Source organism: Cohnella nanjingensis (assembly GCF_014212125.1).
GTDB lineage: Bacteria > Bacillota > Bacilli > Paenibacillales > Paenibacillaceae > Cohnella > Cohnella nanjingensis.
In genome coordinates this window covers 32000-55557 of sequence record NZ_JACJVP010000005.1, presented here as the reverse complement: position 1 = coordinate 55557, position 23558 = coordinate 32000, and the positions used below count along the sequence as shown (strand labels likewise).

Annotated in this window: 18 protein-coding genes; 10 read left to right on the top strand and 8 right to left on the bottom strand. The window is 61.9% G+C overall.

All coding sequences use genetic code 11. The annotated features are described in order from the left end of the window. Positions 1 to 66: 66 nt before the first annotated feature. Together H7C19_RS04075 and H7C19_RS04070 are read right to left on the bottom strand one after the other, a co-directional pair. The gene (locus H7C19_RS04075) at positions 67 to 3261 is read right to left on the bottom strand and encodes an MMPL family transporter (protein ID WP_185141306.1); all 3195 of its coding nucleotides are present in this window, start codon (positions 3259 to 3261) and stop codon (positions 67 to 69) included. Continuing rightward, a complete protein-coding gene (locus tag H7C19_RS04070; RefSeq protein ID WP_221469023.1) occupies positions 3258 to 3743 on the bottom strand; it encodes a MarR family winged helix-turn-helix transcriptional regulator in 486 nt (161 codons plus the stop codon). Before H7C19_RS04070 ends, H7C19_RS04075 begins: the two co-directional genes overlap by 4 nt. Positions 3744 to 3901: 158 nt before the next feature. On the opposite strand from H7C19_RS04070, the gene H7C19_RS04065 reads away from it, so the two are divergent. The 6 genes from H7C19_RS04065 to H7C19_RS04040 all read left to right on the top strand — a co-directional run bounded on the left by H7C19_RS04065 (position 3902) and on the right by H7C19_RS04040 (position 10253). After that, complete coding sequence (locus H7C19_RS04065) at positions 3902 to 4057, top strand: hypothetical protein (protein ID WP_185141305.1); 156 nt, start codon at positions 3902 to 3904, stop codon at positions 4055 to 4057. A 214-nt stretch (positions 4058 to 4271) separates the two neighbouring features. Continuing rightward, positions 4272 to 4526 carry a hypothetical protein gene (locus H7C19_RS04060; RefSeq protein ID WP_185141304.1) on the top strand — a complete coding sequence of 85 codons (255 nt, stop codon included), beginning with the start codon at positions 4272 to 4274 and terminating at the stop codon, positions 4524 to 4526. 217 nt (positions 4527 to 4743) lie between these two features. Next, the gene (locus H7C19_RS04055; RefSeq protein ID WP_185141303.1) at positions 4744 to 6063 is read left to right on the top strand and encodes a sugar phosphate nucleotidyltransferase; all 1320 of its coding nucleotides are present in this window, start codon (positions 4744 to 4746) and stop codon (positions 6061 to 6063) included. Further along, positions 6063 to 6350: a hypothetical protein gene (locus tag H7C19_RS04050; protein WP_185141302.1), complete on the top strand. Its 288-nt coding sequence runs from the start codon at positions 6063 to 6065 to the stop codon at positions 6348 to 6350. Before H7C19_RS04055 ends, H7C19_RS04050 begins: the two co-directional genes overlap by 1 nt. Beyond that, on the top strand, positions 6307 to 8643 hold the full coding sequence (locus H7C19_RS04045; RefSeq protein WP_185141301.1) for a cyclic di-GMP-binding domain-containing protein, MshE-related: 2337 nt from the start codon (positions 6307 to 6309) through the stop codon (positions 8641 to 8643). Before H7C19_RS04050 ends, H7C19_RS04045 begins: the two co-directional genes overlap by 44 nt. 44 nt (positions 8644 to 8687) lie before the next feature. Then, positions 8688 to 10253: a glycosyltransferase family protein gene (locus H7C19_RS04040; protein WP_185141300.1), complete on the top strand. Its 1566-nt coding sequence runs from the start codon at positions 8688 to 8690 to the stop codon at positions 10251 to 10253. Here the strand turns inward: H7C19_RS04040 and H7C19_RS04035 are convergent. The 3 genes from H7C19_RS04035 to H7C19_RS04025 all read right to left on the bottom strand — a co-directional run bounded on the left by H7C19_RS04035 (position 10231) and on the right by H7C19_RS04025 (position 13022). Beyond that, positions 10231 to 11166: an alpha/beta hydrolase gene (locus H7C19_RS04035; protein ID WP_185141299.1), complete on the bottom strand. Its 936-nt coding sequence runs from the start codon at positions 11164 to 11166 to the stop codon at positions 10231 to 10233. The two genes, H7C19_RS04040 and H7C19_RS04035, sit on opposite strands and share 23 nt — an antisense overlap. A gap of 133 nt (positions 11167 to 11299) precedes the next feature. Beyond that, the gene (locus tag H7C19_RS04030) at positions 11300 to 11872 is read right to left on the bottom strand and encodes a nitroreductase family protein (RefSeq protein ID WP_185141298.1); all 573 of its coding nucleotides are present in this window, start codon (positions 11870 to 11872) and stop codon (positions 11300 to 11302) included. Positions 11873 to 11954: 82 nt separating this feature from the next. After that, complete coding sequence (locus H7C19_RS04025; protein ID WP_185141297.1) at positions 11955 to 13022, bottom strand: YdbT family protein; 1068 nt, start codon at positions 13020 to 13022, stop codon at positions 11955 to 11957. Between the two features lie 162 nt (positions 13023 to 13184). On the opposite strand from H7C19_RS04025, the gene H7C19_RS04020 reads away from it, so the two are divergent. Further along, positions 13185 to 13994, top strand: a complete 810-nt coding sequence (locus tag H7C19_RS04020; protein ID WP_185141296.1) for a hypothetical protein — start codon at positions 13185 to 13187, stop codon at positions 13992 to 13994. 152 nt (positions 13995 to 14146) lie between these two features. Here H7C19_RS04020 and H7C19_RS04015 read toward each other — a convergent pair whose 3' ends face one another. From H7C19_RS04015 to H7C19_RS04005, 3 genes are all read right to left on the bottom strand, one after another. After that, positions 14147 to 15091 carry an aldo/keto reductase gene (locus H7C19_RS04015; RefSeq protein ID WP_185141410.1) on the bottom strand — a complete coding sequence of 315 codons (945 nt, stop codon included), beginning with the start codon at positions 15089 to 15091 and terminating at the stop codon, positions 14147 to 14149. A 32-nt stretch (positions 15092 to 15123) separates the two neighbouring features. Beyond that, positions 15124 to 16122, bottom strand: coding sequence for a Gfo/Idh/MocA family protein (locus H7C19_RS04010; RefSeq protein WP_185141295.1), 999 nt, complete (start codon positions 16120 to 16122; stop codon positions 15124 to 15126). 87 nt (positions 16123 to 16209) lie between these two features. Further along, complete coding sequence (locus H7C19_RS04005) at positions 16210 to 18189, bottom strand: elongation factor G (RefSeq protein ID WP_185141294.1); 1980 nt, start codon at positions 18187 to 18189, stop codon at positions 16210 to 16212. A gap of 273 nt (positions 18190 to 18462) precedes the next feature. Between H7C19_RS04005 and H7C19_RS04000 the strand changes: the two genes are divergently transcribed. From H7C19_RS04000 to H7C19_RS03990, 3 genes are all read left to right on the top strand, one after another. Continuing rightward, the gene (locus H7C19_RS04000) at positions 18463 to 20616 is read left to right on the top strand and encodes a YhgE/Pip domain-containing protein (RefSeq protein ID WP_185141293.1); all 2154 of its coding nucleotides are present in this window, start codon (positions 18463 to 18465) and stop codon (positions 20614 to 20616) included. A 296-nt stretch (positions 20617 to 20912) separates the two neighbouring features. Beyond that, on the top strand, positions 20913 to 21503 hold the full coding sequence (locus tag H7C19_RS03995; RefSeq protein ID WP_246469301.1) for a hypothetical protein: 591 nt from the start codon (positions 20913 to 20915) through the stop codon (positions 21501 to 21503). A gap of 86 nt (positions 21504 to 21589) precedes the next feature. Then, a complete protein-coding gene (locus tag H7C19_RS03990; protein WP_185141291.1) occupies positions 21590 to 23434 on the top strand; it encodes a cyclic nucleotide-binding domain-containing protein in 1845 nt (614 codons plus the stop codon). Positions 23435 to 23558: the final 124 nt, after the last annotated feature.

Genomic DNA, 23558 nt, shown 5'->3' with positions numbered 1-23558 from the left:
GAGAGAGCTTCCCCCTCGCGATCTCTCGCGTCTGGGAAGCTCTCCTTTTTGCGTAAAACGCAGCTATTAGTTGTCGTGCGCCGGGCGCGCGGTCGGCGCCGAAGGATGCGATTCGCTCTCGCCGTCGTGCGGCGCGCGCTGCCGGCCCATGAACGGCCACCAGTTGGCCTCGCCGAACGTGCGCACCATGACGGGGATGAACAGCGGCAGCACGACCACGGCGTATAGGAACAGTCCGCTGAGCACGATCGTCGCGATCTGCAGCAGCGACATGACGCCCGAAGGCAGCATGGCCGCGAACGTGCCGCCCAGGATGACCGCCGCCGACAGGATGACGGTCCCCATGTTCTTCATCGCCTTCAAGATCGCCTCCCGCGGCGGGAGATGGCGGTATTCCTTGAACCGGTCCATCAGGAAGATGCTGTAGTCGACGCCTAGCGCGAGCAGCAGCACGAAGCCGAAGAACGGAACGGTCCAGCTAGCGCCCGAGTACCCGAGAATCCGGACGAAGATCAGCTCGTTGATCGCCAGCGACGTGTAGTACGTGCCGAGCAGCGACAGGATGAGATAAATCGGAATGACGAACGAGCGGAACAACAGGATCAGGATGAGCCCGATGCCTACGAGCATCAGCACGACGGTCCGCGCGTAGTCGCCGGACGAGATCGTCTTCAGGTCGTGGTTGATGCTGGTCACGCCGCCCACCGCGACGCTCGCCTGTTCGTAGCCGGTGCCCTTGAGCGCGCGGCCCACCGCCGCCTCGACATCCGGCATCTTCGCCATCGTCTCGGACGCGTACGGATTGCCCGCGAACACGACGTCGAACTTCACGATCTTGCGATCCGGCGACAGGTAGACATCCAGCGCTTTCTGGAACTCGGCGTCCCGGATCGCCTCTTCCGGAATGAACCAGCCGCTCAGCTGTTTGTCCGGCGTCGCGGTCAGCTCGCCGATGTAGCCCTGCGCGGACTTCAAGCCGCCGGCGACCTTCGTCAAGCCGTCCACGCTCTGGTTCAGTCCGTCGGTCAGCTGGCCAAGCTGGCCGTTCAGCTGGGCGAAGCCCGACCCGATCTCCTGCTGGCCCGACGCCAGCTTGTCGAAGCCGCTCGTCATGCTCGGCAGCTTGGAGATGACCTGGCCTTGGCCGTCCGCCGCCTGCGCGATGCCGGCCTGCAGGTCGGCGATGCCCGCCGACAGCTTCGCGAGTCCCTGCGCCAGCTTCGCCTGGCCGTCCGCCGCTTGGCCGAAGCCCGCGTTCGCCTGAGACAGCCCTTGGTTCACGCCCGCCAGCTTGTCGTTCAGTTGCTTCAGGCCTTCGCCGAGCTGCGCGGAGCCCGTCTGGAGCTGGGTGAGGGAGCCTTGCGCACGCAGGAAGTCGGCGTCCTGCTTCAGCTCGGGATACTTCTCCGCCAACCCGCCCAAGCCTTGGCCCAGATCCGCCAGCCCCTGCGTCAGCCCTTGCTGCTGCTTCGCCAGATCGGCGTAGGCCGCGGCGAGCTGCCCCAGCCCCGAATCCATCTGCTTGTAGCTGTCCAGCAGCTGCTTGCTCGCCGCCGTCAGCCGGTCCGCGCTCGCCTTCGCTTGCGCCAGCCCGTCGCTCAGCTGCTTGGCGCCGACCGAACCGTCGCGCAAACCTTTCTCGATGCGCTTCAAGCCGTCGCCGAGCTGCACGACGCCCTGCTTCAGCGCCTGCGTGCCGACCGCCAGCTTATCGGCGCCGGCGGCCGCTCCGCTAATCTTGGAGGCGTTGCTCTCCAGCGACTTGCTCGCGTCGGACAGTCCCTTGGCCACTTGGTCGATGCCGTCGGTCCCCTGGTTCAGGCCGTTGCCGAGCGTATCGACTTGAGAGGCGACCTGGAAGTCCGCCGGCGCTTCGCCCGTCGGCCGCGTGGCGCTGCGAATCGCCTTCACGCCGTCCACCTTCGAGAGCTCCCGGGACACCTGCTCGATCATCGCGAGGCCTTCGGACGTATCGAGCGCTTTGTCGGTCTTCATGACGACCGTCGTCGGCAGCGATTCGCCCGGTCCGAAGCTGTCCGAGATGAGATTGAAGCCGCGCACGGAATTGTATTTGTCCCCGATCTCGTCGAGGGAGTTGAACGAGGTCGTTCCTTTGTAGAAGCTCAAGAACGGAACGAGAATGACGGCGAGCAGCACGAGCGCCCATAGCGGCTTCCGCAGGGAGAAGCTGCCTGCCGCGCCCCAGAATCCGCTCGGCTTGTGCTCGAGCGATCCGCGCGCCGGCCAGAAGATGACCGAACCCAGCGCCGCCATGAAGAACGGCACCAGCGTGACGAGCGCGAGCATCAGCACCGCGACGCCCACGGCGACCGCGACGGCCGACCGGTACAGGCCGAACGTCGAGAAGCCGATCGACGCGAACCCGACCAGCACGGCGAGGCCGGAGAACAGCACCGTTTTCCCCGCCGTCCGGTACGTATCCAGGATCGCCTTCACCTTGTCGCCGCCGTTATGCGCGAGTTCCTCCTTGAACCGGCTGATCAAGAGAATGCAGTAGTCCGTCCCGATCCCGAACATGACCGCGACCATGAAGATCTGGGTGAAGTTCGACAGCGGGAAGTCGAGATACTTGACCAGGTAGGACACGACGGACTGCGCCGCCACGTAGCTGATCCCGACCGTGAGGAGCGGAATGAACGGCGCGATGGCCGAACGGAACACGAGGAACAGGATAGCCAGAATGAAGGCGACCGTGATGTACTCCGTCTTCTTCAAGCCCTCTTCGGAGCTCTGGATGACGTCTTCCTGGATGAGCCAGTTGCCCGTAAGATAATGATCCACCTTCACGTCCGCGATCGCCTTGTACAAGGCGTCTGAAGTCTCCTTGCCGTGCGCGTCGACGCTAAGCAGCACCAGGACGGTCTTGCCGTCCTCCGATACCATCTGCTTCGCCAAGTCCGGCGTGTCGAAGTGGGTGGTGATCGAAGAGATGCCGAGCTTCTCCTGCTGCGCCTTCAGCTCGCCGATGCCGCGCTGGATCTCCGCCAGATGATCGGCGTTCAGCTTCTCTTTCCCGCTGAATACGAGCACGGTAGCATCACCGCGCTGGCCTTCTTTAGATTGGGCGCTCATCTCGCTGATCCACTTCGAGGCGTTCGTGGACGAATACCCGTCCGGCACGGAGATCTGTCCTTTCTCCCGGACCAGATCGGCCATGTTCGGCGCCGTCAGCGCGAGCCCGACGACCGCCGCCAGCCACGCCGCCAGCACGAGCCACTTGAACTTCACCATCGCTCTCATCCTTGCCGCTTCTCCTCTCCCGCCGGCGCGTCGGATTCCGGCTGTTGGACCAGCACGCGCGCCAGCTTCTCATATGTCTCTATGAACTGCGAGGCTTCCTTCTCTTCGAAGTGACCCATATATCGGCTGAGGAGATCTTCGATCTTGCCGTCGAGCTCGCCGGCAATCCGTTCGCCCTCCTCGGTCAATCGCAAATAAGTCACGCGGCGGTCCTTGTCGTCCGGCAGGCGCTTGATGAGGCGCTTGTCGAACAGGCGGGTGATGATCGCCGTGATGGAGCTCTTGCCGACGCAGAATACTTCCGCCAGCTCCGAGGAGGTACACTGCCCCCGCGAGCGGATATACTCGAGCGTGGAGAACTGGTCGATCGTCAGATCCTGCGGCATCTCGTCGCGGATCAGCGCGTTCATCCGCCGCTGTACCGTGAACATCGCCGATTTGTAGCGGCTGATGATTTGACTAAGCAGCTTGCAGTCGATCATGAACTCACCTTCCGAGAATAGTTTGATTCGTGAATTGTTCTACAGACGAACTATATCAAAGGTCAAGCGCGGAAGTCAAATGGCCGTTGAATGAGCCCCCGCCGCCGCGCCCATACTAACGAAGATCTCAAGTTTGCAGAAAGGAGCGCGATAGATTCATGCACACCGACCCCTACCGCTTCGCCAGTCTTCCCCAGGACGACGTGGAACGGATCCGCCAGCTGGAGCAGCGCCTGCGCGAGACGAACGGCCACGAGGTTACGCTGATTGCTTATGAGAACGCGGAGGCAGGCGAGGAATCGACCGGGAAGTAAGTCGGGCGAGTCGTGCCTTGCCGCATCCGGGCTGCAGGTCCGTTGGCCATGGCTTCCCCCGGCCCATGACTTCTTCAAGGGCCTGCAGCGATCCCCTCGATCTCTTTCCCGATCCGCTTCGTCTATAGGAGGAGCGGATTTTTTGCTATTGAATCCGGTGAATTTGGGTAATGGAATGACATCTGCGCCAAATATGCGAGGAGATGAACCCGCGATGAGACGTAAACGCGCCAAGCCCAAACACCGATACGCGCTTATCGGTTACGATCCCGTTGCCGTGCGATCGGCGCTGGAGGCGCTGCGCTCCGACATCGAAGCGACGGAACGAACCCTCGCGCAAGAAGACCAGGCGTTCCTGAGGCAGCGTCACCTTCGCGCGGAGAGGAACGGTGCGCTTCATGATGCTTTGAAGGCGACGCTCGCCGAAGAGCGGCGATTAATCGATGAACGAGGCCCGCATGAAGCCTAAATAGGCGTCGCCCATGCTGAGGTGACGTCTTTTAAACTTTTACAAAATATATGTTTTTTTCTTCCTTCAAACCAATTATAATGGTCCAACAGGCCTAAATATGATCTTTTTTTACCCTTTATTGCAACGTTATCCATAATGAATTCATGACCCTAGAACTACCTATCTATTCGTCCGTTTATGCCTGCACGCAGCGACATAGGGAAGGAGAGGTTCAATGAAGATCGTACTGCTCTCCGGCGGCTCCGGAAAAAGACTCTGGCCTCTCTCCACCGAACAACAATCGAAACAGTTTCTGCCGCTCTTGACCAACGAGTCCGGACAGAAATGGACGATGCTACAGCGAACTTTGTCCCATCTGGCACGGCTCTCGCTGGAGAATGATACGGTTATCGCTACCTCCGGCCAGTACAAAGACGTCATTCGCGAGCAATTGAACATCTCGTGCCCTTGTATCGCCGAGCCCGAACGCCGCGACACGTTCCCTGCGATCGCCCTCTCCGCAGCATACTTACATAGCGAAATGCATGTGCCGAGAGACGAGATCGTGATCGTGCTTCCCGTCGACGGAGGCGCGGAACCCGCATTCTATGACCGTCTTCCTCTCCTGGCACGAGCGATGCACGAGGCGCCCGATCGCAATATCGGCTTAATCGGAGCCAGACCCGATCATCCTTCCGACCAATACGGATATATTCTCCCCGCGGCGGGGACAGGCTCATTTCTGCCCGTGCGGGACTTCTCCGAGAAGCCGGACAGGCTAACCGCCCAGCGTCTCATCGCGGACGGGGCGTTGTGGAACTGCGGCGTGTTCGCCATGCGAGTCGGCTATCTTTTAGACAAACTGGCGGAGAGAGGATATCCCGCCCGTTATGAAGATCTCCTTGCGTCTTATGCCGCGCTGCCCGCGCGGAGTATCGATTATGAGATCTTGGAGCGGGAATCGCATATCGGTTGTTTGCCGTTTGACGGCTTTTGGACGGATCTGGGCAATTGGGGATCCGTGGCGCGTTGCATGGACAAGCCTTTCTACGGCGAAGGCTTTATGGATGTGAGCAGCGTGGACAGCCACGTGATTAACGAACTGCCGATTCCCGTAATCGTCAACGATACGTCCGGCGTCATCGTGATTGCCGGCCAAGAAGGCATTCTCGTCAGCAGCAAACGCGGCGCGCCTGCCATCAAGCCGCTCTTGGAAGGGCTGAAGGAAACAGCCGCGTCCAGAGAGGCGCCTATCCGGGTTCATCGTCAATGGATCGACTCGAGGTCGGCCGATACGCATGGGTCGCAAACCAATCGCCTCGACCTTCCGAAGGGGGCTGCGGCCGATACGCTAGCGGCATCCCAAGTAACGGTCTGGACCGTGATTCGCGGACATGGCCGCGTGATCCAGGACGATCGGATCGTCCCGCTTGACATCGGTCAGACCCACACTTGCCTTGCCCCCGGAAGATTCGTCGCCGATCAGGACGCGGCCTTGATCGAGGTCGTTATCTTCCGAGACGCCAAGCGGCCCGCAGAGGAGTTGCATGCTTGATGAAGCGATCACGCTCAGAGGAGCAGGAACCATACGCCCTTGTCGGGTTCGATCCGGCTAGGGTTCAGACCGCGTTAGAGGCGATTCGTTCCGATATCGAAGCGGTGGAGCGAATGATCGCGGAAGAGGAAGAGCGTTACTTGGCGCTGCATCTCACGGGTACGGCGCGGAACGGTTCGCTGCAAGCCGACTTAAGAGCATCGCTTGCGGAAGAACGTATGTTGATTGAAGGAAGGGGACAACATGACACGCTTGCGCTTAAAGATTCGGGGGCTTCATCCGCGTAAGACGCGAGAGAAGATCGCGCAGGAGCGGGCTAGACTGGATCACGCTAGCGAGAGGCTGGCGCGAACGCGGGCGGATCATGCCAACCGTCTTATGCGGTTGGACAACGAAGCGGAAGAGCTGAAGCGGCAGGTTGAAGAAGCGCGCAGTCGCATCCGCAATCTCCGCCAGGAGCGGTCATCTCCGGAGGACGACGAGCGGTCATCCCCCGAGGACCAGGGGCCTCCTCCCGCGGCCGCCACTCGCGCCCGGCTGGGCGACCGTCTCGTCGATGAGCGCATCCTCTCCCAGGCGCAGTTGGACTCGGCGATGGCCAGACAACGGGATTATGGCGGCAGGCTTGGCGATATCCTCATCGACATGGGTTTCGCTACGGCGGAGCAGCTGCTGCCGTTCCTGAACGAGCAGCCGTCCAAGGGGCGGCTCGGCGACATGCTGGTCGCCTCCGGCTATATCTCGCAGGAGCAGCTGGACAAAGCGCTCTCCTTCCAGCAGAAGAGCGGCGGGTTGCTAGGAGACGTCTTGCTGTCGCTGCAAATGCTAGAGCCCGAACAATTGTACCGGGCCATCGCGACGCAGCATAGCATCGGACGAATCGGCGCGGAGATCAGTCTTGATTCGCAAATCCGGCTGCCTGAATCGATGGCCAGAGCGTATGGCGCGGTCGTCGTGCACCAGTATGTGAATCGGTTCCTCATCGCGGTTAACGAACCCCTGGACGAAGAGCGTCGGACAGACGTGGAGAAGTACCTGGGAATGCCTGTGGAACAGGTCCTTGCGACAAGCAGCGAGATGGAGTTCTTCTGGAAGGCCGTTTACGAAGAAGAGTTGATGCACGAGAGCACGTCCAAGCTCATCGCCGAGAAGCCGGAGAATTCGGCGCACGTCACTTTTACGACCTTGCAGAAAGTCTTCTTCTCCGTCTCGCTGTTCGTCCTGGCCGGTTGTCTCGTCTGGAATTGGCTGTGGACGTTGATCGTGCTTAACGTGGCCGTCCAAGCGGTCTATTTCTCGATGTCCGTCTTCAAGTTCGCCATCATCCTATTCGGTACGAAGCGCGCTGCCCAACTCCGGTTCGCGCCGGAGCAGATCGCCGCCATAGACGAGCGGGAGCTGCCGGTCTATACGATCCTGGTCCCGATGTACAAGGAGAGCAGCGTGATCCCGCACCTCCTGCGCAATATCGAGCAGCTCGACTATCCGAAAGCCAAGCTCGACGTCCGTCTGCTGATCGAAGAAGACGACGTCGAAGCGCAGGAGCTGCTCCGATCGATGAAGCTGCCTTTCTACTACACTGTGCTCGTCATCCCGCACAGCCTGCCGAAGACGAAGCCGAAGGCATGCAACTACGGACTGATTCGCGCGCGCGGCGAGTACGTGGTCATCTACGACGCCGAGGACCGGCCCGATTCCGACCAGCTCAAGAAGGTTCATCTCGCCTTCCGGAGCAGCCCGCCCGAATGCTGCTGCATCCAGGCGAAGCTGAACTACTTCAACAGCAATCAGAATATGCTGACCCGTTGGTTCACCCATGAGTACAGCATGTGGTTCGAACTTTTGCTGCCCGGCGTCATGCAGCTCGATATTCCGATCCCGCTAGGCGGAACTTCGAATCACTTCAAGATGAAGGCGCTCAAAGAGATCAACGCCTGGGATCCGTACAACGTCACGGAGGATGCGGATCTCGGCATTCGGCTGTACAAGGAAGGCTACAAGACGGCGATCGTCGATTCCCGCACTTGGGAGGAAGCGAACAGCCGCTACGGCAACTGGATCCGGCAGCGATCCCGTTGGATCAAGGGGTACATGCAGACCTGGCTCGTCCACATGCGCGATCCCTTGAAGCTATGGCGCGACCTCGGTCCGAAGGGCTTCTTCGGCTTTCAAGTGATGGTGTTCGCCACGCCGATACTTCCTTTGCTCAATCCCTTGTTCTGGCTCATGATCGTGCTTTGGTACGGCGCGAAGTTGGAGATCATCTCGCTCTTTTTCCCGGGCGCGATCTATTATTTCTCCGCCATCGAGCTCTTTATCGGCAATTTTCTCTTTGTCTATAGTTACACGGCGGGATTCTATTGGATTACCAAAGAGATGCGATTGGAAGGGGACAAGACCTTCTCCTTCTCCCTCGTCAAATACACCCTTTTGACGCCGGTATATTGGATCATGATCAGCATAGCGGCCGTGAAGGCGGGCATTCAGCTGATCACGAAGCCGTTCTATTGGGAGAAGACGACGCACGGACTGACATTGGAGGACCATGATGCGGGAATACCGGGCAGCCCGTCTGTCTAGAACAACTGTCGCAGCCGATCTTGAAGGACGGGAGCGTGGCCCCTATGAACGAACAGACGCATAGCAGCCGCTGGCCCCGTTTCGTCTTCCTCCTCGTCTTCGTGCTGGAACTGGGAACGGGCTATTATTTGGCGCATATCTACGGCTTCATGTCCGGCGACGCCTCCAGCCGCGTGGCTAACGCGTTCTACGTGCTGTACAGCCGCCATCCCGCGCTGGCCAATATCGGGTTCGTGTGGAACCCGCTGCCGAGCTTGCTGGAGCTGATCCCGCTGGCGCTCTACCCGATCTACAAGCCCTTGGCTTCCTCGGGTCTGGCCGCCGTCCTGCTGACCAGCTTCTTCTCGGCCTGGTCGGCCTCCTTGCTCATGCGGGCCGGCCTCTCCTTCGGTCTGCGGAAGAGCGTCAGCCTGCTCTTCGCCCTGCTCTACGCGCTGAATCCGTACATTTTCTACTATGGCGCCAACGGACTGACCGAAGCCGTCTTCATCAGCTTCGTTCAGCTATGCGTCGTCTATATGCTGCTATGGATGTCGAAGGCGGAGGTGCGTCCGCTGCTCATCGTGGCGTTCGCGCTGGCGCTGGCCTTCTGGACGCGCTACGAGACGGTCACGTTCGGAATGGGCGTCGCGCTGGCAGCCGGGCTATGGATCTGGCGGCGAAGCGAGGAGAGCCGCCGGGAACGCTGGCACGAGACCGAAGGAACGTGGACGATGCTGCTCGCGCCCGTCGTCTTCTCCGGCTTGATCTGGATTTTCTTCAACTACACGATCATGGGCGATCCGCTTTATTTTCTCACGTCGTCCTACAGCAATCTCGGACAAGCCGAGTTGATCAAGAGCAATCCCGTCTTCGCCAAGTTGGCGGGCAACCCATGGGAGACGGCGAAGTTCGTCGGCCATAGGCTGTCTTACTTCAGCATGCCGCTGGCGATCATCGTCTTGTTCCGAGCGATCGAACGCAGACTGTTCCGGGTAGACATGGCCGTCCTGCTCGCGCTGATCCTGTCGATCCCGGCGATGCAGTACGGACTGCTCCTGAAGGGGGGATCGGCCGCCTGGATTCGCTATTACCTGTATCCTTTCCCGATCGCGGCTGCTTGGATTCCGTATGAGATCGGCCAGATGAAGCTTCGGCGCACGGGTACGTTCGTCTTGATCCTGGGCTTCCTCGCCAGCGCGGGCGTGATGGGTCTCATGATGAACGATCCGAAGGTCGCTTCGGATGAATACGAAGCCTTCCATCACAACAAGCTATATGCCGAGCAGCAAGCGGGCAGATCCGTGTCGGCCTATATCAACGAGCGCCATTCCGACCAACTCGTTCTAACCGATTCGTTCAGCAGCTTCCGGATCGTCATGGACAGCGACCATCCCAAACGCTTCATCGTGACCAGCGATCCGGACTTCGCGCGGTCGTTGGAGGATCCCGCGGGCAGCAAGGCCGATTACGTGCTGCTGCCGAATCCGCAGGCCGTGCTGTCGCTGGACGCCCTCAACCAGAAGTACCCGCAGCTCTATGCCGATGGCGCCGACTGGGCGGAGCTCGAGCAAGAATTCGGCGGGTACTGGAAGCTGTATCGCATCGTTAAACCACATACCGTCCAATAAAGCCCATCACGGCGCTGCGATAGCCGTCCGGATCGGTGATGAACGAGGTGCCGTGCCGGGCGTTCCGGACGATCAGCTTCTGCTTCTCGCTGCGCGCCGCTTCATAGAGCTGATCCACCATCTTCGTGGGGACGAAGGTGTCGCGGTCGCCGTGGATGAGCAGAATGGGCTTGCAGGACCGGCTCACTTGACGGATGGCGGAGGCTTCGCCGAAGAAGTACCCGGCTCTCAGCTTGCAGATCAGACTCGTCAAGGGAATGAAGGGGAATGAGGGCAGCTTGAACATCATCTTCAAATGATAGCTCAGAATCCCGGTAACCGAACTGTACGCGCAGTCGGAGATGACGCATTTGACCTGCTCCGGCAGCTTCTCCCCGCTCACCATGAGGACGGTCCCGCCGCCCATCGACACGCCGTGCAGGACGATCTGCGCTTGTTCGCCGATCCGCTTCACCACATAGTCGATCCAGCGCAGGTAGTCCTTGCGGTCGTGCCATCCGAACCCGATGTACTTGCCGTCGCTGTGACCGTGCCCCCGGTTGTCGGGCATGAGCACATGGTATCCCGATTCATGGTAAAAGTGCGCGAAAGCCGCCATATCCTCTCCTTCGCCGGAGTAACCGTGCGCAAGAATGGCAACCTTATGCGTAGCCCCCTCGGCTTCCAGGAAGTGTCCCCGCAGGTGAAGCCCTTCCTCGGACTCGATCTCCGCATCCTGGAACGGCTGCTCGCGGTACCAGCGCTGAGCCGCCTCCCAGGCGCTCTCCTCCACCTGCGGCATGTTGGGATCGGTGCGCAGGAACTCCTTCTTGTTGCGGCTGACGCCCAAACGGTACAAGTACAGGCTGATCAGAATCAACAGCAGCGCGATGAGTGCAACGCCGGAGATCACAATGGCCAATACGCGCGTCATGCGATTTTCCCCCTCCAACCTAACCTTCCGCGTTCCCATAAGTTGCGCCGCCTCCGCCCGCTTCATGCAAGCGCGATGATGATAAAAAAAGACGCTCCCAGCCATGGTTCTGGCAAGGGAACGTCCGGTGCTGCTAAGCCAGCCACGCCGTCTTCTCGGTACCCGGCGAACGTTTGGCTGGCGGCGGCGTCATGTCGGGATAACCGACGTAGATCAGGCCGACGACTTCTTCCTGGCCTTCCAGCCGGAAGGCCGCCTGCATCTTCGGATGGTACGCCGGCTCCCCGGTACGCCAGACGGCGCCGAGCCCGAGCGCGTGCGCGGCGAGCAGCAGGTTCTGCACCGCCGCATGCGCGGCGGCCCGCTCCTCGGCCAAGATCGTGCGCGGAGCGCCGGTCGGGGCGCTGATCGCCGCGATCACGACGGGCGATCGGAACGCCTTCGCTTCTTCGCGGGCGATACGATCGGCTCGTTCATCGGCCGGCATGTCTTCGGCCCATCCCTCCGCCGCGATGTCCGCATAGGCCCGGCCTAGCGTCCGGCGGCCTTCTCCCGTCATGACGACGAACTTCCAAGGCTCGGTATGAAAATGATTGGGCGCCCAGACGGCGGCCTCGATGATCTGCTCGATGAGTTCCCGCGCGACCGGCTCGTCTTTGACCTTGCCGATGCTGCGGCGACCCTTGATGGCTTCTAGAATATCCATAAGTTTGGACTGCCTCCTCATTTCCCTAAAGCGGAATGCTGGTGGATTCTTCTATGATCATAACTCGATCGCCCGTCTCATTTCAAACCGCATTCTCGCCTTCGAGGACGGTACGGACGGCTTGCTCGAATTCCTTGGGCGCATCCAGGGTGAGATAGAGATAAGACACCTCCCGGGGCAGGAACAGCATGCCCGATACCCGCAGAGGCTTGCGCAGGACCAAGCACACATTCGCTTGACCGAAGATCGGCTCGGCGGCCGCGCGGCGGACCGCCGGATCGATCTTGGTCTCGGAGGCGACGGCTTCAACGGCTTCGATCCGATCCAGCGGAACATCCGCTTGAATGCGGAGACCGTACCGCAGCTTGATCCGATCTCCCTCGATCCGAACCGGCTGCAGCACGGATGCGCGATAATCCGCCCACAGCCAGGCGATGAGCCAGCCGCTGGCAGCGGTCAGGATCCAGGCCGCGATAGGCGACCACATCGCCGCCATCCAGTGAACCGCGACCGCCTCGAACACGAGGATCTTCGTGACGATGGCCAGCAGGATCGCGTGGTGGTTGTTCCGGTGATAGGCGAAGGATCGTTCCGCCGCAGAGACCGCGCGTGCGGACCGGCTTCCCCAGGAGAAGAACAAGTAATAGACCATGAGCATATCGTGCAGCCAGACCGAAGCCAGCTTGCCTTGGCCGGCGGTCCGCTCCACCGCGAAACGCAGCGCTTCGGGCGTGTCGGGCTGCGTGCGGCGCGCCGCCAGGAAGCTGCGGACGATCAGGTAAATGACGCGCATCTCGTAGAAGACGACAGCCGCTTCTACGGCAATGATCAGGAGCTCGACGTACCAGGCTGTCCGCCACACGGTTCCCCGCATCGCAGCGGGCAGAATGAACCAGGCCAGCGCGGCGCCGGCGGCGGGGAGCAGCAGGACGCGGGACTTCTTCGCCTGAGGCTTCCGGGCGACGAGGAACCAATAGGCGAGCGGGATGAGAATCATGAAGTCGAACAGGATGGCGTAGCCGAGTTGACGATCGTCTTCCGAGGCATGGGGCAGCCAGCGGGCGATCAGCGTATCGGAGCAGACGATAAAAGCAGCGACGATGAGAAATCGGAGGATGGAGCGGGATGATGCTGCGTTTCTCCAGACCATGCGAGTCCCTCCTGTTCATTTTGGCACGATATAATTCCAGTATATTGGAAATATCGCCATCTTTAAATGAACCTCAGCGTCGGAAAAGTGACGGTTTGAGGGCGATGGGGAGCATCTCAGGCGCTCCAATCCGATTCCTTGCCCCATCGCTTTTCAGGAGGAATGGCCAAGCAGAAAACGCTCGACCTCGCTTGCGCTGTAACGATACTTTTTATCGTTACAGCGACCCGGGGCGGGCTTTCTCTCGCTGTAACGATACTTTTTATCGTTACAGCGACCCGGGGCGGGCTTTCTCTCGCTGTAACGATACTTTTTATCGTTACAGCGACCCGGGGCGGGCTTTCTCTCGCTGTAACGATACTTTTTATCGTTACAGCGACCCGGGGCGGGCTTTCTCTCGCTGTAACGATACTTTCTATCGTTACAGCGACCCGGGGCAGGCATTCTCTCGCCGTAACGATACTTTTTATCGTTACAGCGACCCGGGGCGGGCTTTATCGCGCTGTAACGATACTTTTTATCGTTACAGCGACCCGGGGCGGGCTTTGTCTCGCTGTAGCGATACTTTTTATCGTTACAGCGACCCGGGGCGGGCTTTGTCTCGCTGTAGCGATACTTTTTATCGTTACAGCGACCCGGGGCGGGCTTTCTCTCGCTGTAACGATACTTTTTGTCGTTACAGCGACCCGGGGAAGGCATTCTCTCGCAGTAACGATACTTTTTATCGTTACAGCGACCCGGGGCGGGCTTTCTCTCGCTGTAACGATACTTTTTATCGTTACAGCGACCCAGGGCGGGCTTTGTCGCGCTGTAACGATACTTTTTATCGTTACAGCGACCCGGAGCGGGCTTTCTCTCGCTGTAACGATACTTTCTATCGTTACAGCGACCCGGAGCGGGCACTCTCACGCTTTAACGATGCTTTTTATCGTTACAGCGACCCGGGGCGGGCCTTTTGCGCGACAACAATGATAAGCGCGATGAACCTGGCGAGTCCCGAAGCACAGCTTAGAGATCGAGATCGATCGCCGAGGATATGTATGCCGCACGCACCCCTATAAACGCGCAAAGACCAGGGCGACGGCCCTGGCCCAGTCATTCTCTATGGCGAATACAGACCATTTCTACTCGCCGCGAAGCTCGGCGTCCTTCAAGTCCAGCCACCGCATCTCGGCCAGGGTCAGCTTAACGTCCAGCGCCCCGGCGCTGGAGAGCAGCTCCGACGTCTCGTTGGGGCCGATGAGCGCGCAGGTAGGGAACGGCTGATGCAGCACGAACGCCAGTGCGATCTGGTTGGCGTCCACGCCTTTGCGCGCCGCCAGCGCGCTCGCCCGGCGGAGCCGCTCCCAGTTCGCGTCGCTGTAGTACACGCGGACGGCTTCCGCGTTGTCGCGGCGCTCCGGCGCGAAACGGCCGGTGAAGAAGCCGCCGGCCTGCGAAGACCAAGAGAGCAGCGGCAGCTGCGTCCGCTCGTGCCAGGCGGCGCAATCGTCGTCGACGGAGACGCATCCCGGCCAGCGCGGCTCGTTCGGCTTCGCGAGGCTCAGGTTCGGACTGTTGCAGGCGAAGCCCGTCAGTCCGTGCGCCGCGGCGTAGTCGTTCGCCTCCTGGATGCGCTCGGCCGTCCAGTTCGAGGCGCCCAGCGCCCGGCATCGCCCCGCTTCGAGCTGCGCGTTAAGCGCCTCTACGATATAGCCGACCGGCTTCGCCGGATCGTCGCGATGCAGCATGAAGATGTCTACATCGTCCGTCTGCATGCGCTCGAACGTCTCTTCCAGGTCGCGCTCCATCGCCTCTTGCGTGACGCGCGGACCGTTCTCGTCGTGATGCGCGCCCTTGCCGATCAGGACGAGCGACGCCCGATTGCCCCGCTCCCGCATCCAGATTCCGATCGCGCGCGCCCCGTTCGGGCCGTATACGTGCGCCGTATCGATCGTATTGCCGCCGATGCCGACATAGGCATCCAGCAGTCCGGCGGAGTATTCCATCCGCTCGTCGCTCAGCATCATCGAACCCATGACGAGCTGCGTACAGCCCCGTTCGAGCCCCGGTATGTTCACTTGCTTCATGCTCGCCACCGCCATCTCTCCCACGATCCTCTCTATTCGAGCGTTACGCGCGTTCTCTCCCGCGCCGACCGGTAACAGGCGTCGATCAGCTTCATGTTCAGCACCGCGTCCTCCGGCGCAAACCTCGGGGGTTCGCCCCAGACGGCGCGCGCAAAGTTGTCCGCCTGCAGCGTGTATTGATTCACCTGGGACGCCGGCTCTTCGCGGCGCTCTCCCTTGGCATGCAGCACATAGTCCGGCGTCTCTGCGCCCGGCAAGAACGTCTGCGGAATCTCGATGCGTCCTTCCGTCCCGACGATCTCGACGAAGTTGCGGAAGTCCGCCCACATGCCGCAGTCGAAGGTCAGCGATACTCCGCCCGCGAACTCGACGAGCCCCGAGGCCATCATGTCGACGTTGTCGTGCGCCGGCGAGAACAACGCCTGCACCGTCACCGCTTCCGGCTCGCGCTCCATCACGTATCTCGCTGCGGTCAGCGGATACACGCCGACGTCGTACAGGCCGCCCCCGCCCCAATCGGCGCGGTAGCGGATGTTCGCCGCGTCGCCCGCGTTGTTGAACGTGAACGCGCCGCGGATCGCGCGCAGCTCTCCGATCCCGCCGCTCCGGATCAGCTCGCGCACTTTGGCCATGCGGGGATGGTGCCGGTACATGAACGCCTCGGCCAGATGGACGCCCGCCTGCCGGCATGCGTCTACCATCTCTTGCGCTTCCCGCGCGTTCAGCACGAGCGGCTTCTCGCACAGCACGTGCTTGCCCGCCTCCGCGGCGCGGATCGCCCATTCCCGGTGCAGGTGGTTCGGCAGCGGGATATAGACGGCGTCGATCTCCGGATCGGCGAGCAATTCCTCGTATCTGCCGTAGGCCTTCGCGATCCCGAACTTGTCCGCTACCGCGCGTCCTTTGGCCGTATCACGGCTCGCAACCGCTTCGAGCGCATTCAGCTCGGATTGCGCGATGGCGGGCATGACCGCGTTCACCGCGATGTTCGCGCCTCCGATAATTCCCCAACGAAGCTTGCGTCCTCCCATGAACAACCTCTCCTTTAAGTCTCATTGTAGGCACCGCCGCGCCCCTCGTATAGGCCACAATCTTGTGAATGATAGGACAATGTTGCGCTATTGCGCAGTCAAAGCGCTCCGGGCGGCGAGGATGTACTTCGCCTGATCGAGCGGATTCACCCCTCTGCGATTGCGGGTAGCGTCCGCGTCCTGCGGACTTTCTTGGTAACCGGCGAAAAAGGTGGAAAGCACGCCGCGCCCCTTCGTCATCGATCCCAATCGCGCCGGAAAGTCCAGCGAGGTCGCGACCGGCAGCACGCCTTCGATCTCCATGCGTTCGCCGGCCAGCACCGGCGCGTCGAACGCCCCCCGCATGACGACCAGCTCGTTCATCAGCTTCCCGCCGAATTCCTCGGGGACGGACAGGCGGAACCGCAGCAGCGGCTCGAGCAGCTTCGTGCCGATGCGCGCGAGCCCGTCCATGACGCCCATCGGCGTCGCGATGACGAAGTCGAGCGGGTGCGTATGCCAGACATGATGCTCGCCTTCGACCAGCGTCACCTTGAGATCGGTCACCTCCCAGCCGCGCAGCCCTTGCTGCAGCGCTTCCGGCACCCGGCGCGCCACCTCGTTCTGATAGCTCTCGAGCAGCCGCTCCCCGCGCACGGTCGATTCGTAGACGAGCCCGCTGCCGCGGGGCAGCGGCTCGATCGCGAAGCGGAGGATCGCCCAGCAGGGCTTCGGCGCCAGATAGGCGACGTAGCCTTCGCCGGCCGCCGCTGGCGTCTCCTTGTAGATGACCGACGGCGCACCGAACGTCACCGCGAGCCCGAACCGGCTCCGCAGCACGCTCGTGAGCACCTCTATCTGGATCGGTCCCATCACCTTCAGATGAAGCTCCCGCTCATCCTGCAGCCATTGGAGGTCGAGGAGCGGATCCTCGTCGGCCAGCTCCTGAAAGGCGGCCACGACCGCCGGATAGTCGGCCTCGCTCTGCCAATGCGCCTGCACGGTCAGCAGCGGCACGGCCATCCGCCGTTCGCCGGGTACGCCTTCCGGCGAGCCTATGACATCGCCGATCCGCGCGCGGCTCCAGCCGCAGACGGCGGCGATGTCCCCCGCCTCGAGCAGGCCGACGTCCTCCGCCTTCTGGCCGTCGATCTTGCGGATCTGCGTCACCTTGTCGAGCGCGTCCCGCGTGGCGTTGCGGACGGTGTCGCGATTGCGGATCGTGCCGCCGTAGAGCCGCACATACGCGATGCGCCCCATGACCGGATCCCGCTCCAACTTGAAGACGACGCCGGCCACCTCCGCGTGCGGATCGCCGCCAGGCGGCGGCAGCAGCCGTACGATCGCATCCATCAGCGCGGTGACGCCCAGCCCCTTGCCGGATGCGCCGAACAGCACGGGGAACAGCTCGCCGCGGCGCGCGGAGGAGGTCAGGACGGCCGTCAGCTCTGACGCCGGCAACGTCCCTTCATCTAGATACCGCGCCAAGAGCGCTTCCTCCCGTTCGGCAACCGCTTCCATCAGCAGCGTGCCGAACGGGCCGCCCGCCTCCGCCGTCCCCTCGTCGCCCAGCAGCGCTGCCGCGCCCGCAAACGATGCCTCCGCCCCTTGCGGCGCCTGCACCGGCACGGCGTCGGCCGACAGCAGCCGCCGAATCTGCGCGAGCACGGCTTCCGCGTCCGCCCCGATCCGGTCCATCTTGTTCACGTAGATCAAAGTCGGAATGCGCAGCTCCCGGAGCGCCTGCCAGATGACTTCGGTCTGCGCCTGCACCCCCTCGACCGCCGATACGATCAACACCGCGCCGTCCATGACGCGCAGCGACCGTTCGACCTCGGACAGAAAGTCGACGTGTCCCGGCGTATCCACCAGGTTGACGCCGACGCCCTCCCATTCGAACCGCGTCACAGCCGCGCGTACCGATATCCCGCGTTCCCGTTCCACCTCGAGCCAATCCGTCTGTGCCGTCCCCGCGTCCACGCTGCCGGGCGCCCGAATCCGCCCGCTTCGGTACAGCATTTGCTCCGTCGTCGTTGTCTTGCCTGCGTCGACGTGCGCGAATACGCCGACGTTCCGCAATCCCTTCATGCTCCTCGTCCCCTTCGACAACCCATTCCTGTCCTTTCATTGTAACGCACCGGTAGGGGACGTCAATTTATCGGCAGAACGGCGGAGACCGCAAGGACGAATCGCGCATGCAACTGCATCCAGGACGAGCGACTTGGCGGAATCCGGCGCGATCGGCATGATTCGGCGATCCGGACGATCCCCCTGTCGGAATCCGGCGCGTTCGGCATGATTCGGCTAGGGTACAGAGATAATAGCCATTAGCGCCAATCGCAGGTAAGGAGACCGCTATTTATGAGATCGCTTTTCGCCATCTACGGCCGAGACCTTCGCCGCATCGCGACCAATCCCGCAGCCGCCGTCATCATCGCCGGCCTCGTCGCCTTGCCCTCCCTTTACGCTTGGTTCAACATCGAAGCTTCGTGGGACCCCTATTCGCAGACGAGCGGCCTGGCCGTCGCCGTCGTGAACGACGACAGCGGCACGACGCTGCGCGGCAAACCGATCAATCTAGGCAAGGAAATCGTCGCTTCGCTTCACGACAACAACAAGATCGGCTGGGTGTTCACGGACGACGCGCACGCGATGAGCGGCGTGAAGCATGGCGACTACTACGCGAGCATCGTCATCCCGGAGGACTTCTCCGCAAGGCTGGCGACCGTCCTCGCCACTAGCCCCCAACAGGCCGAGATCGACTACTACGTGAACGAGAAGATCAACGCCGTCGCCCCGAAGATCACCTCCAAGGGCGCGAGCGGCGTCGTGGAGGAGGTCAGCGCCAACTTCGTGAAGACGGCGAACGGCATCATCTTCGGCATCTTCAACGAAGTGGGCAGCGAGCTCGAAGCGAACCTGCCGACGATCGAGAAGGTCAAAGCGATTCTCTTTCAGGTCGAAGCGGCATTCCCTCAGATCCGGCAGGCAGTGAACACCGCGCAGTCCGACCTGTCTACGCTGAATGGCATCGTAGGCAAAGCGCAGGACCGTCTGCCCGTCGCGGCGCAGCTCGCCAAGGACGGCGAGAAGCTCGCGGGACGCGCGGAAGAGGCGCTGAAGACGAGCAAATCCGCGCTGCAGCAGATGAATCCGACCATCAAGCAGGACCTGCTGTATCTACAGCAGGCAGCTACGGCGGCTCAGGCGGTTACGGGGCTGCTGGCCGAGGCGAATCCCGATCTAGGCGCTGTCCAGAAAGCCGCGAACCAAGCGGCGCAGCGATTGACGGCCGCCGGTCAGATCGCGAATCGGCTGGCCGACTTGTTCGGACAGCTGGACCGCATCGCAGGCGGTACGGGACGTTTCACGTCTACCATCTCTAAGCTGAACCAGGTCGGGGCGAACTTGAAGCAGCAGGCCGACGCGCTGCATGCGATCGCCGATGCCGCGGGACGGGGCGAGCAGCCGGCCAAGGCGCTCGTCGACCGGCTGAATACGCTCTCCGGCAAAGCTTCGAATACGCTCGGCGATATTCTGGATCGGTACGACAGCGAGATCGCGCCGCGGGTCTCTCAGGCGCTGGACAAGGCTGCGAAGACCGCGGGCCAGGCGCAAACCGCGCTCGGGGAAGCCGTCTCCGCGCTCCCGGACGTGAACAAGCTGCTGGCCGACGCCGCTACCGGCATTCAGGTGGGGGGCAAGGAGCTCGCCCGGATCAAGCAGGACCTGCCGGCCGTGGAAAAGCAAATCAAGGAGCTCGCTGCGCGAATCCGGTCGTTCGAGCGGGAGAACAACTTGAAGGAGATCATTCAGCTGCTGCGGCACGACGCGCGCAAGGAGAGCGAATTCTTCGCGTCGCCGGTCGCGCTGAAGGAGAACCGGCTGTACCCGATCCCGAACTACGGGTCCGCCATGTCGCCGTTCTTCACGACGCTGTCGCTGTGGGTCGGCGCGCTTCTGCTCGTATCGCTGCTGACGGTCGAGGTGCATGAGGAGGGCGCCGAGTATCGCAGTTGGCAGGTCTACTTCGGCCGCTACCTGACGTTCGGCACGCTCGCGATGCTGCAATCGCTGTGCGTCACGCTCGGGGACATCTACCTGCTTGGAACCTACGTCCTGGAGAAAGCGTGGTTCGTGCTCTTCGGCATGCTGCTCTCGGCGGCGTTTATGCTCATCGTGTACACGCTGGTCTCCGTGTTCGGCAACGTCGGCAAAGCGATGGCCATCGTCCTGCTCGTGCTGCAGCTCGCAGGGGCGGGCGGTACGTTCCCGATCCAGGTGACGCCGCCCTTCTTCCAAGCGATCCACCCCTATCTTCCCTTCACGTACGCCATCTCCATGATGCGCGAGGCGGTGGGAGGCATTCTGTGGGACATCGTGCAGCGGGATCTCCTGCGTCTCGCGATCTACATCGCGGCCGCGCTGGTCGTCGGCTTGGCGCTGAAGCGCGTCATCAACCGCGCCGCCGGCGGCATGGTCCGCAAGGCGCACGAGAGCGGCCTTATCCATTAGGGGAGCTTCGGGAACCGGAGGAGGAAAAAGTCGCCCTAGAGGGAGTCCTGGACTCCCTCTTTCGCGTTATCCGCTCGTCGTCCGCTAATGTAGGAGTCCTAGACTCCCTCTTTCGCGTTATCCGCTCTCCGTCTGCCGATGTAGGCGTCCAAGACTCCCTTCTATCGCCCCTCTTTCCCTTTCCCGACGCCGGTCCGTACACTTTTTATTGCCATAAATTACTTTTTTGCATTATAGTTAGGGAAGTTAATGGACATGGGGGGCCTTTTATTTTGAGCAGGAAATCCGTACTAGGAATGGTTGGCACTTTGGTCGTAGGCGTCGTAGCAGGCATAGCGATCATGCTCAACAACCAAGCATACGATTCGGTGAGGGAAGCGCTCGGGCAAGACACGACGAGCAACGCCATCGGCGGCATCGGCGCCAATGGGGTGACGTCGGTCCAGATTAACGGGATGGACCTCGAGACTGCGCTTATGATGGTGCAGCAGCAGCGTTCGCAACTGCTGGATCAGCAACTGAATGACCAGTTGAAAAACGTCCAGTCGCGCAACGACCAAATCGCCAAGCTGAACAATCTGCTGCAAGAGCTCAACGATATCCGCAAGGGGAAAGCGCCATACACGCTCACGGAAGACCAGCAGAATCGCCTGAATGCCGCAGGGGTCAACGCGAACGTTTCTAACCGCACTTACAACGAGGGTCAAGTGGACGGCTTTATCCTTTCGCTCAAGAGCAAGATCGACGGCCTGAGCAACTCTCAGCAGATGGACATGCTCCGCCTGCAATCCATGACCAACAAGCGGAACGAAGCTTTCGACGTCATGACGAACTTCATCAAGAAGATGCAGGACAGCCGCAGCAGCATCATCGGCAATATGCGTTAAGCAATCTTCATTCCATTCAAAAGGTTATCGATGAAGGAATCTGCCGCGGCGGATTCCTTTTCAATCTAGAGAGGCAGCGATCCGATATGACTTCCCTCACCTCCACTCCCATCCTGGAATATCTCCGCCGGCATACGCTCCTTCACGGCGTACCCGAACAGGAGCTCGAAGCGGCGGCCCGCGCGATGGCCGTCGCCCGCTTTGCGGACGGAGACCGGATTCTGGCGGAAGGCACGGCGGGGGACGCCTGCTACTTCATCGTCGCCGGCACGGTGCGCGTCTCTTCGCGCAGCCTGATCGGCCGCACCGTCCTGCTCGCTACGCTCGGCCCCGGCGAGCTCATCGGGGAGATCGCCCTCCTCTCCAGCGAACGGAGAACCGCGAGCGTCGCCGCTTCGGGACCGGTCGAGGCGCTGCGGCTGGACCGGGAGGGATTCCGGCGGCTAGCCGCGGTCGGCCCGCTCTTCCATGAGAGCCTGACCTACTCGGCGAATATCCGGATCCTGCACGGCATGCTGAGCAAAGGGTCGATCTGGTCCGCGATTCCGGATTCGGAGCTGCGAGGATTGGCGGAGATTACGGTCCGGCGGAAGGTGAAGGCCGGCGACGTCATCGTGCGGGAAGGCGAAGCGGCGGACCGATTCTTCATGATCGCGGCAGGCCGGTTCGAGATGCGGACGGGGGACAAGCGCGTCGCCGTCCTCGGCCAGGGGGACTTTTTCGGAGAAATCGCCCTGCTCGCGGGCATGCCGCAAACGAGCAGCGTCGTCGCGCGCGAAGAAGGGGAACTGTTGACGATGGGGCGGGAGGAGTATCGCTTCGTCTTGATGCAGTATCCGCCGGTGAAGCGCCAATTCCTGGAGACGCTCCGCATCCGCAGGCCCGACCTGTTCCGTGCGGCGGAGACGGATTGGTTGACGCCCGAAGAGCAAGAAGCCCGAGAACGCGCAACTGCGCCCGCAGGGACGGTCCGTATCCCCAAGCGGGAGCGCTGGATCGATCTGCTGCTCGCCATGGGAGGCTTGTTCGCCGCCGCGACGGCGATGGCGGCATGGCAGCGCGACGCCGTCTGGATCGTCGCCGCCTTGCTGCTCGGAGGCCTGGCCGGTCCGGTAACTTTCGTTGCTTACGCGAGGAGCGCGCAGCTGCTCGGGTTCCGGACGTTCCGGCTGGTTGCGGCATTCCTCGCTTCGGCTGCCCTCGCGGTGCCTCTGGCGTGGATCGTGGAGCGGAATTGGCTGATCGGCAGCGGCGGGGACGGCGGGCTCGTCTTCGACAACCTCAAGATCCCGCTGGCCGTCTCGGTCATCGAAGAAACGGCGAAACTGCTGGTTTGTCTGTTGTTCCTGCGGAGCAAGCGCCAGCGCTTCCAGATGGATGCCGTCGTATTCGGCGCTGCCGTCGGCATGGGTTTCGCCGCGATCGAGAGCATCCTTTACGGCTGGACGCACCTGCAATCCGGGGCTGCGGGCGGCATGCTGGCCGTGCTCTGGCTGCGCGCGCTGCTGTCGCCCTTCGGGCACGGCACATGGACGGCGATCGCCGCGACGGGCGTCTGGTTCGGCTTCGGACGCGGCGCGGCCGGCGCCCGCTCGGCCAGCGCGTCGCGCCTGCTGCGCGCGGCGGGACTGCTCGTGGCGAGCGTGGCCCTTCACGCGCTCTGGGACTATCATTACCCGAGCGGCGGCTGGCGCGCGGCCGGCATGGCCGTCGTCGGCGCAGCCGGCATTCTGCTGCTCCTCCGGCTGATCCGCTCTGGCGCGAAAGAGGAGCTCCAGGCTCTCGCCGCCCTGAACCCGGCGCCTGCCGCCGATCGGCTCGCCGACGACGGGGAGCGGCGGGATCTCGTCTGCGAAGCGTGCGGGACGGTCTCTCCGCCGGACACGCGGTATTGCGGCCGCTGCGGACAGGCGCTGCGGGCTGCTAACTAGGCTCTCATCTACCCTGGAATGGGCGCTGCTGCGGCAAAGAAGCACAAAGAGACGTACTGGGTACGCCTCTTTGGCCCTGCTGCGGCGTGAAACCCCAAAGTGACGTACTGGATACGTCTCTTTG

Excerpts from the sequence above, each read along its gene's own strand:
- H7C19_RS04075 (WP_185141306.1), bottom strand. The coding sequence starts at position 3,261 with ATGAGAGCGATGGTGAAGTTCAAGTGGCTCGTGCTGGCGGCGTGGCTG.
- H7C19_RS04070 (WP_221469023.1), bottom strand. The coding sequence starts at position 3,743 with ATGATCGACTGCAAGCTGCTTAGTCAAATCATCAGCCGCTACAAATCG.
- H7C19_RS04065 (WP_185141305.1), top strand. The coding sequence starts at position 3,902 with ATGCACACCGACCCCTACCGCTTCGCCAGTCTTCCCCAGGACGACGTG.
- H7C19_RS04060 (WP_185141304.1), top strand. The coding sequence starts at position 4,272 with ATGAGACGTAAACGCGCCAAGCCCAAACACCGATACGCGCTTATCGGT.
- H7C19_RS04055 (WP_185141303.1), top strand. The coding sequence starts at position 4,744 with ATGAAGATCGTACTGCTCTCCGGCGGCTCCGGAAAAAGACTCTGGCCT.
- H7C19_RS04050 (WP_185141302.1), top strand. The coding sequence starts at position 6,063 with ATGAAGCGATCACGCTCAGAGGAGCAGGAACCATACGCCCTTGTCGGG.
- H7C19_RS04045 (WP_185141301.1), top strand. The coding sequence starts at position 6,307 with ATGACACGCTTGCGCTTAAAGATTCGGGGGCTTCATCCGCGTAAGACG.
- H7C19_RS04040 (WP_185141300.1), top strand. The coding sequence starts at position 8,688 with ATGAACGAACAGACGCATAGCAGCCGCTGGCCCCGTTTCGTCTTCCTC.
- H7C19_RS04035 (WP_185141299.1), bottom strand. The coding sequence starts at position 11,166 with ATGACGCGCGTATTGGCCATTGTGATCTCCGGCGTTGCACTCATCGCG.
- H7C19_RS04030 (WP_185141298.1), bottom strand. The coding sequence starts at position 11,872 with ATGGATATTCTAGAAGCCATCAAGGGTCGCCGCAGCATCGGCAAGGTC.
- H7C19_RS04025 (WP_185141297.1), bottom strand. The coding sequence starts at position 13,022 with ATGGTCTGGAGAAACGCAGCATCATCCCGCTCCATCCTCCGATTTCTC.
- H7C19_RS04020 (WP_185141296.1), top strand. The coding sequence starts at position 13,185 with ATGGCCAAGCAGAAAACGCTCGACCTCGCTTGCGCTGTAACGATACTT.
- H7C19_RS04015 (WP_185141410.1), bottom strand. The coding sequence starts at position 15,091 with ATGAAGCAAGTGAACATACCGGGGCTCGAACGGGGCTGTACGCAGCTC.
- H7C19_RS04010 (WP_185141295.1), bottom strand. The coding sequence starts at position 16,122 with ATGGGAGGACGCAAGCTTCGTTGGGGAATTATCGGAGGCGCGAACATC.
- H7C19_RS04005 (WP_185141294.1), bottom strand. The coding sequence starts at position 18,189 with ATGAAGGGATTGCGGAACGTCGGCGTATTCGCGCACGTCGACGCAGGC.
- H7C19_RS04000 (WP_185141293.1), top strand. The coding sequence starts at position 18,463 with ATGAGATCGCTTTTCGCCATCTACGGCCGAGACCTTCGCCGCATCGCG.
- H7C19_RS03995 (WP_246469301.1), top strand. The coding sequence starts at position 20,913 with ATGGTTGGCACTTTGGTCGTAGGCGTCGTAGCAGGCATAGCGATCATG.
- H7C19_RS03990 (WP_185141291.1), top strand. The coding sequence starts at position 21,590 with ATGACTTCCCTCACCTCCACTCCCATCCTGGAATATCTCCGCCGGCAT.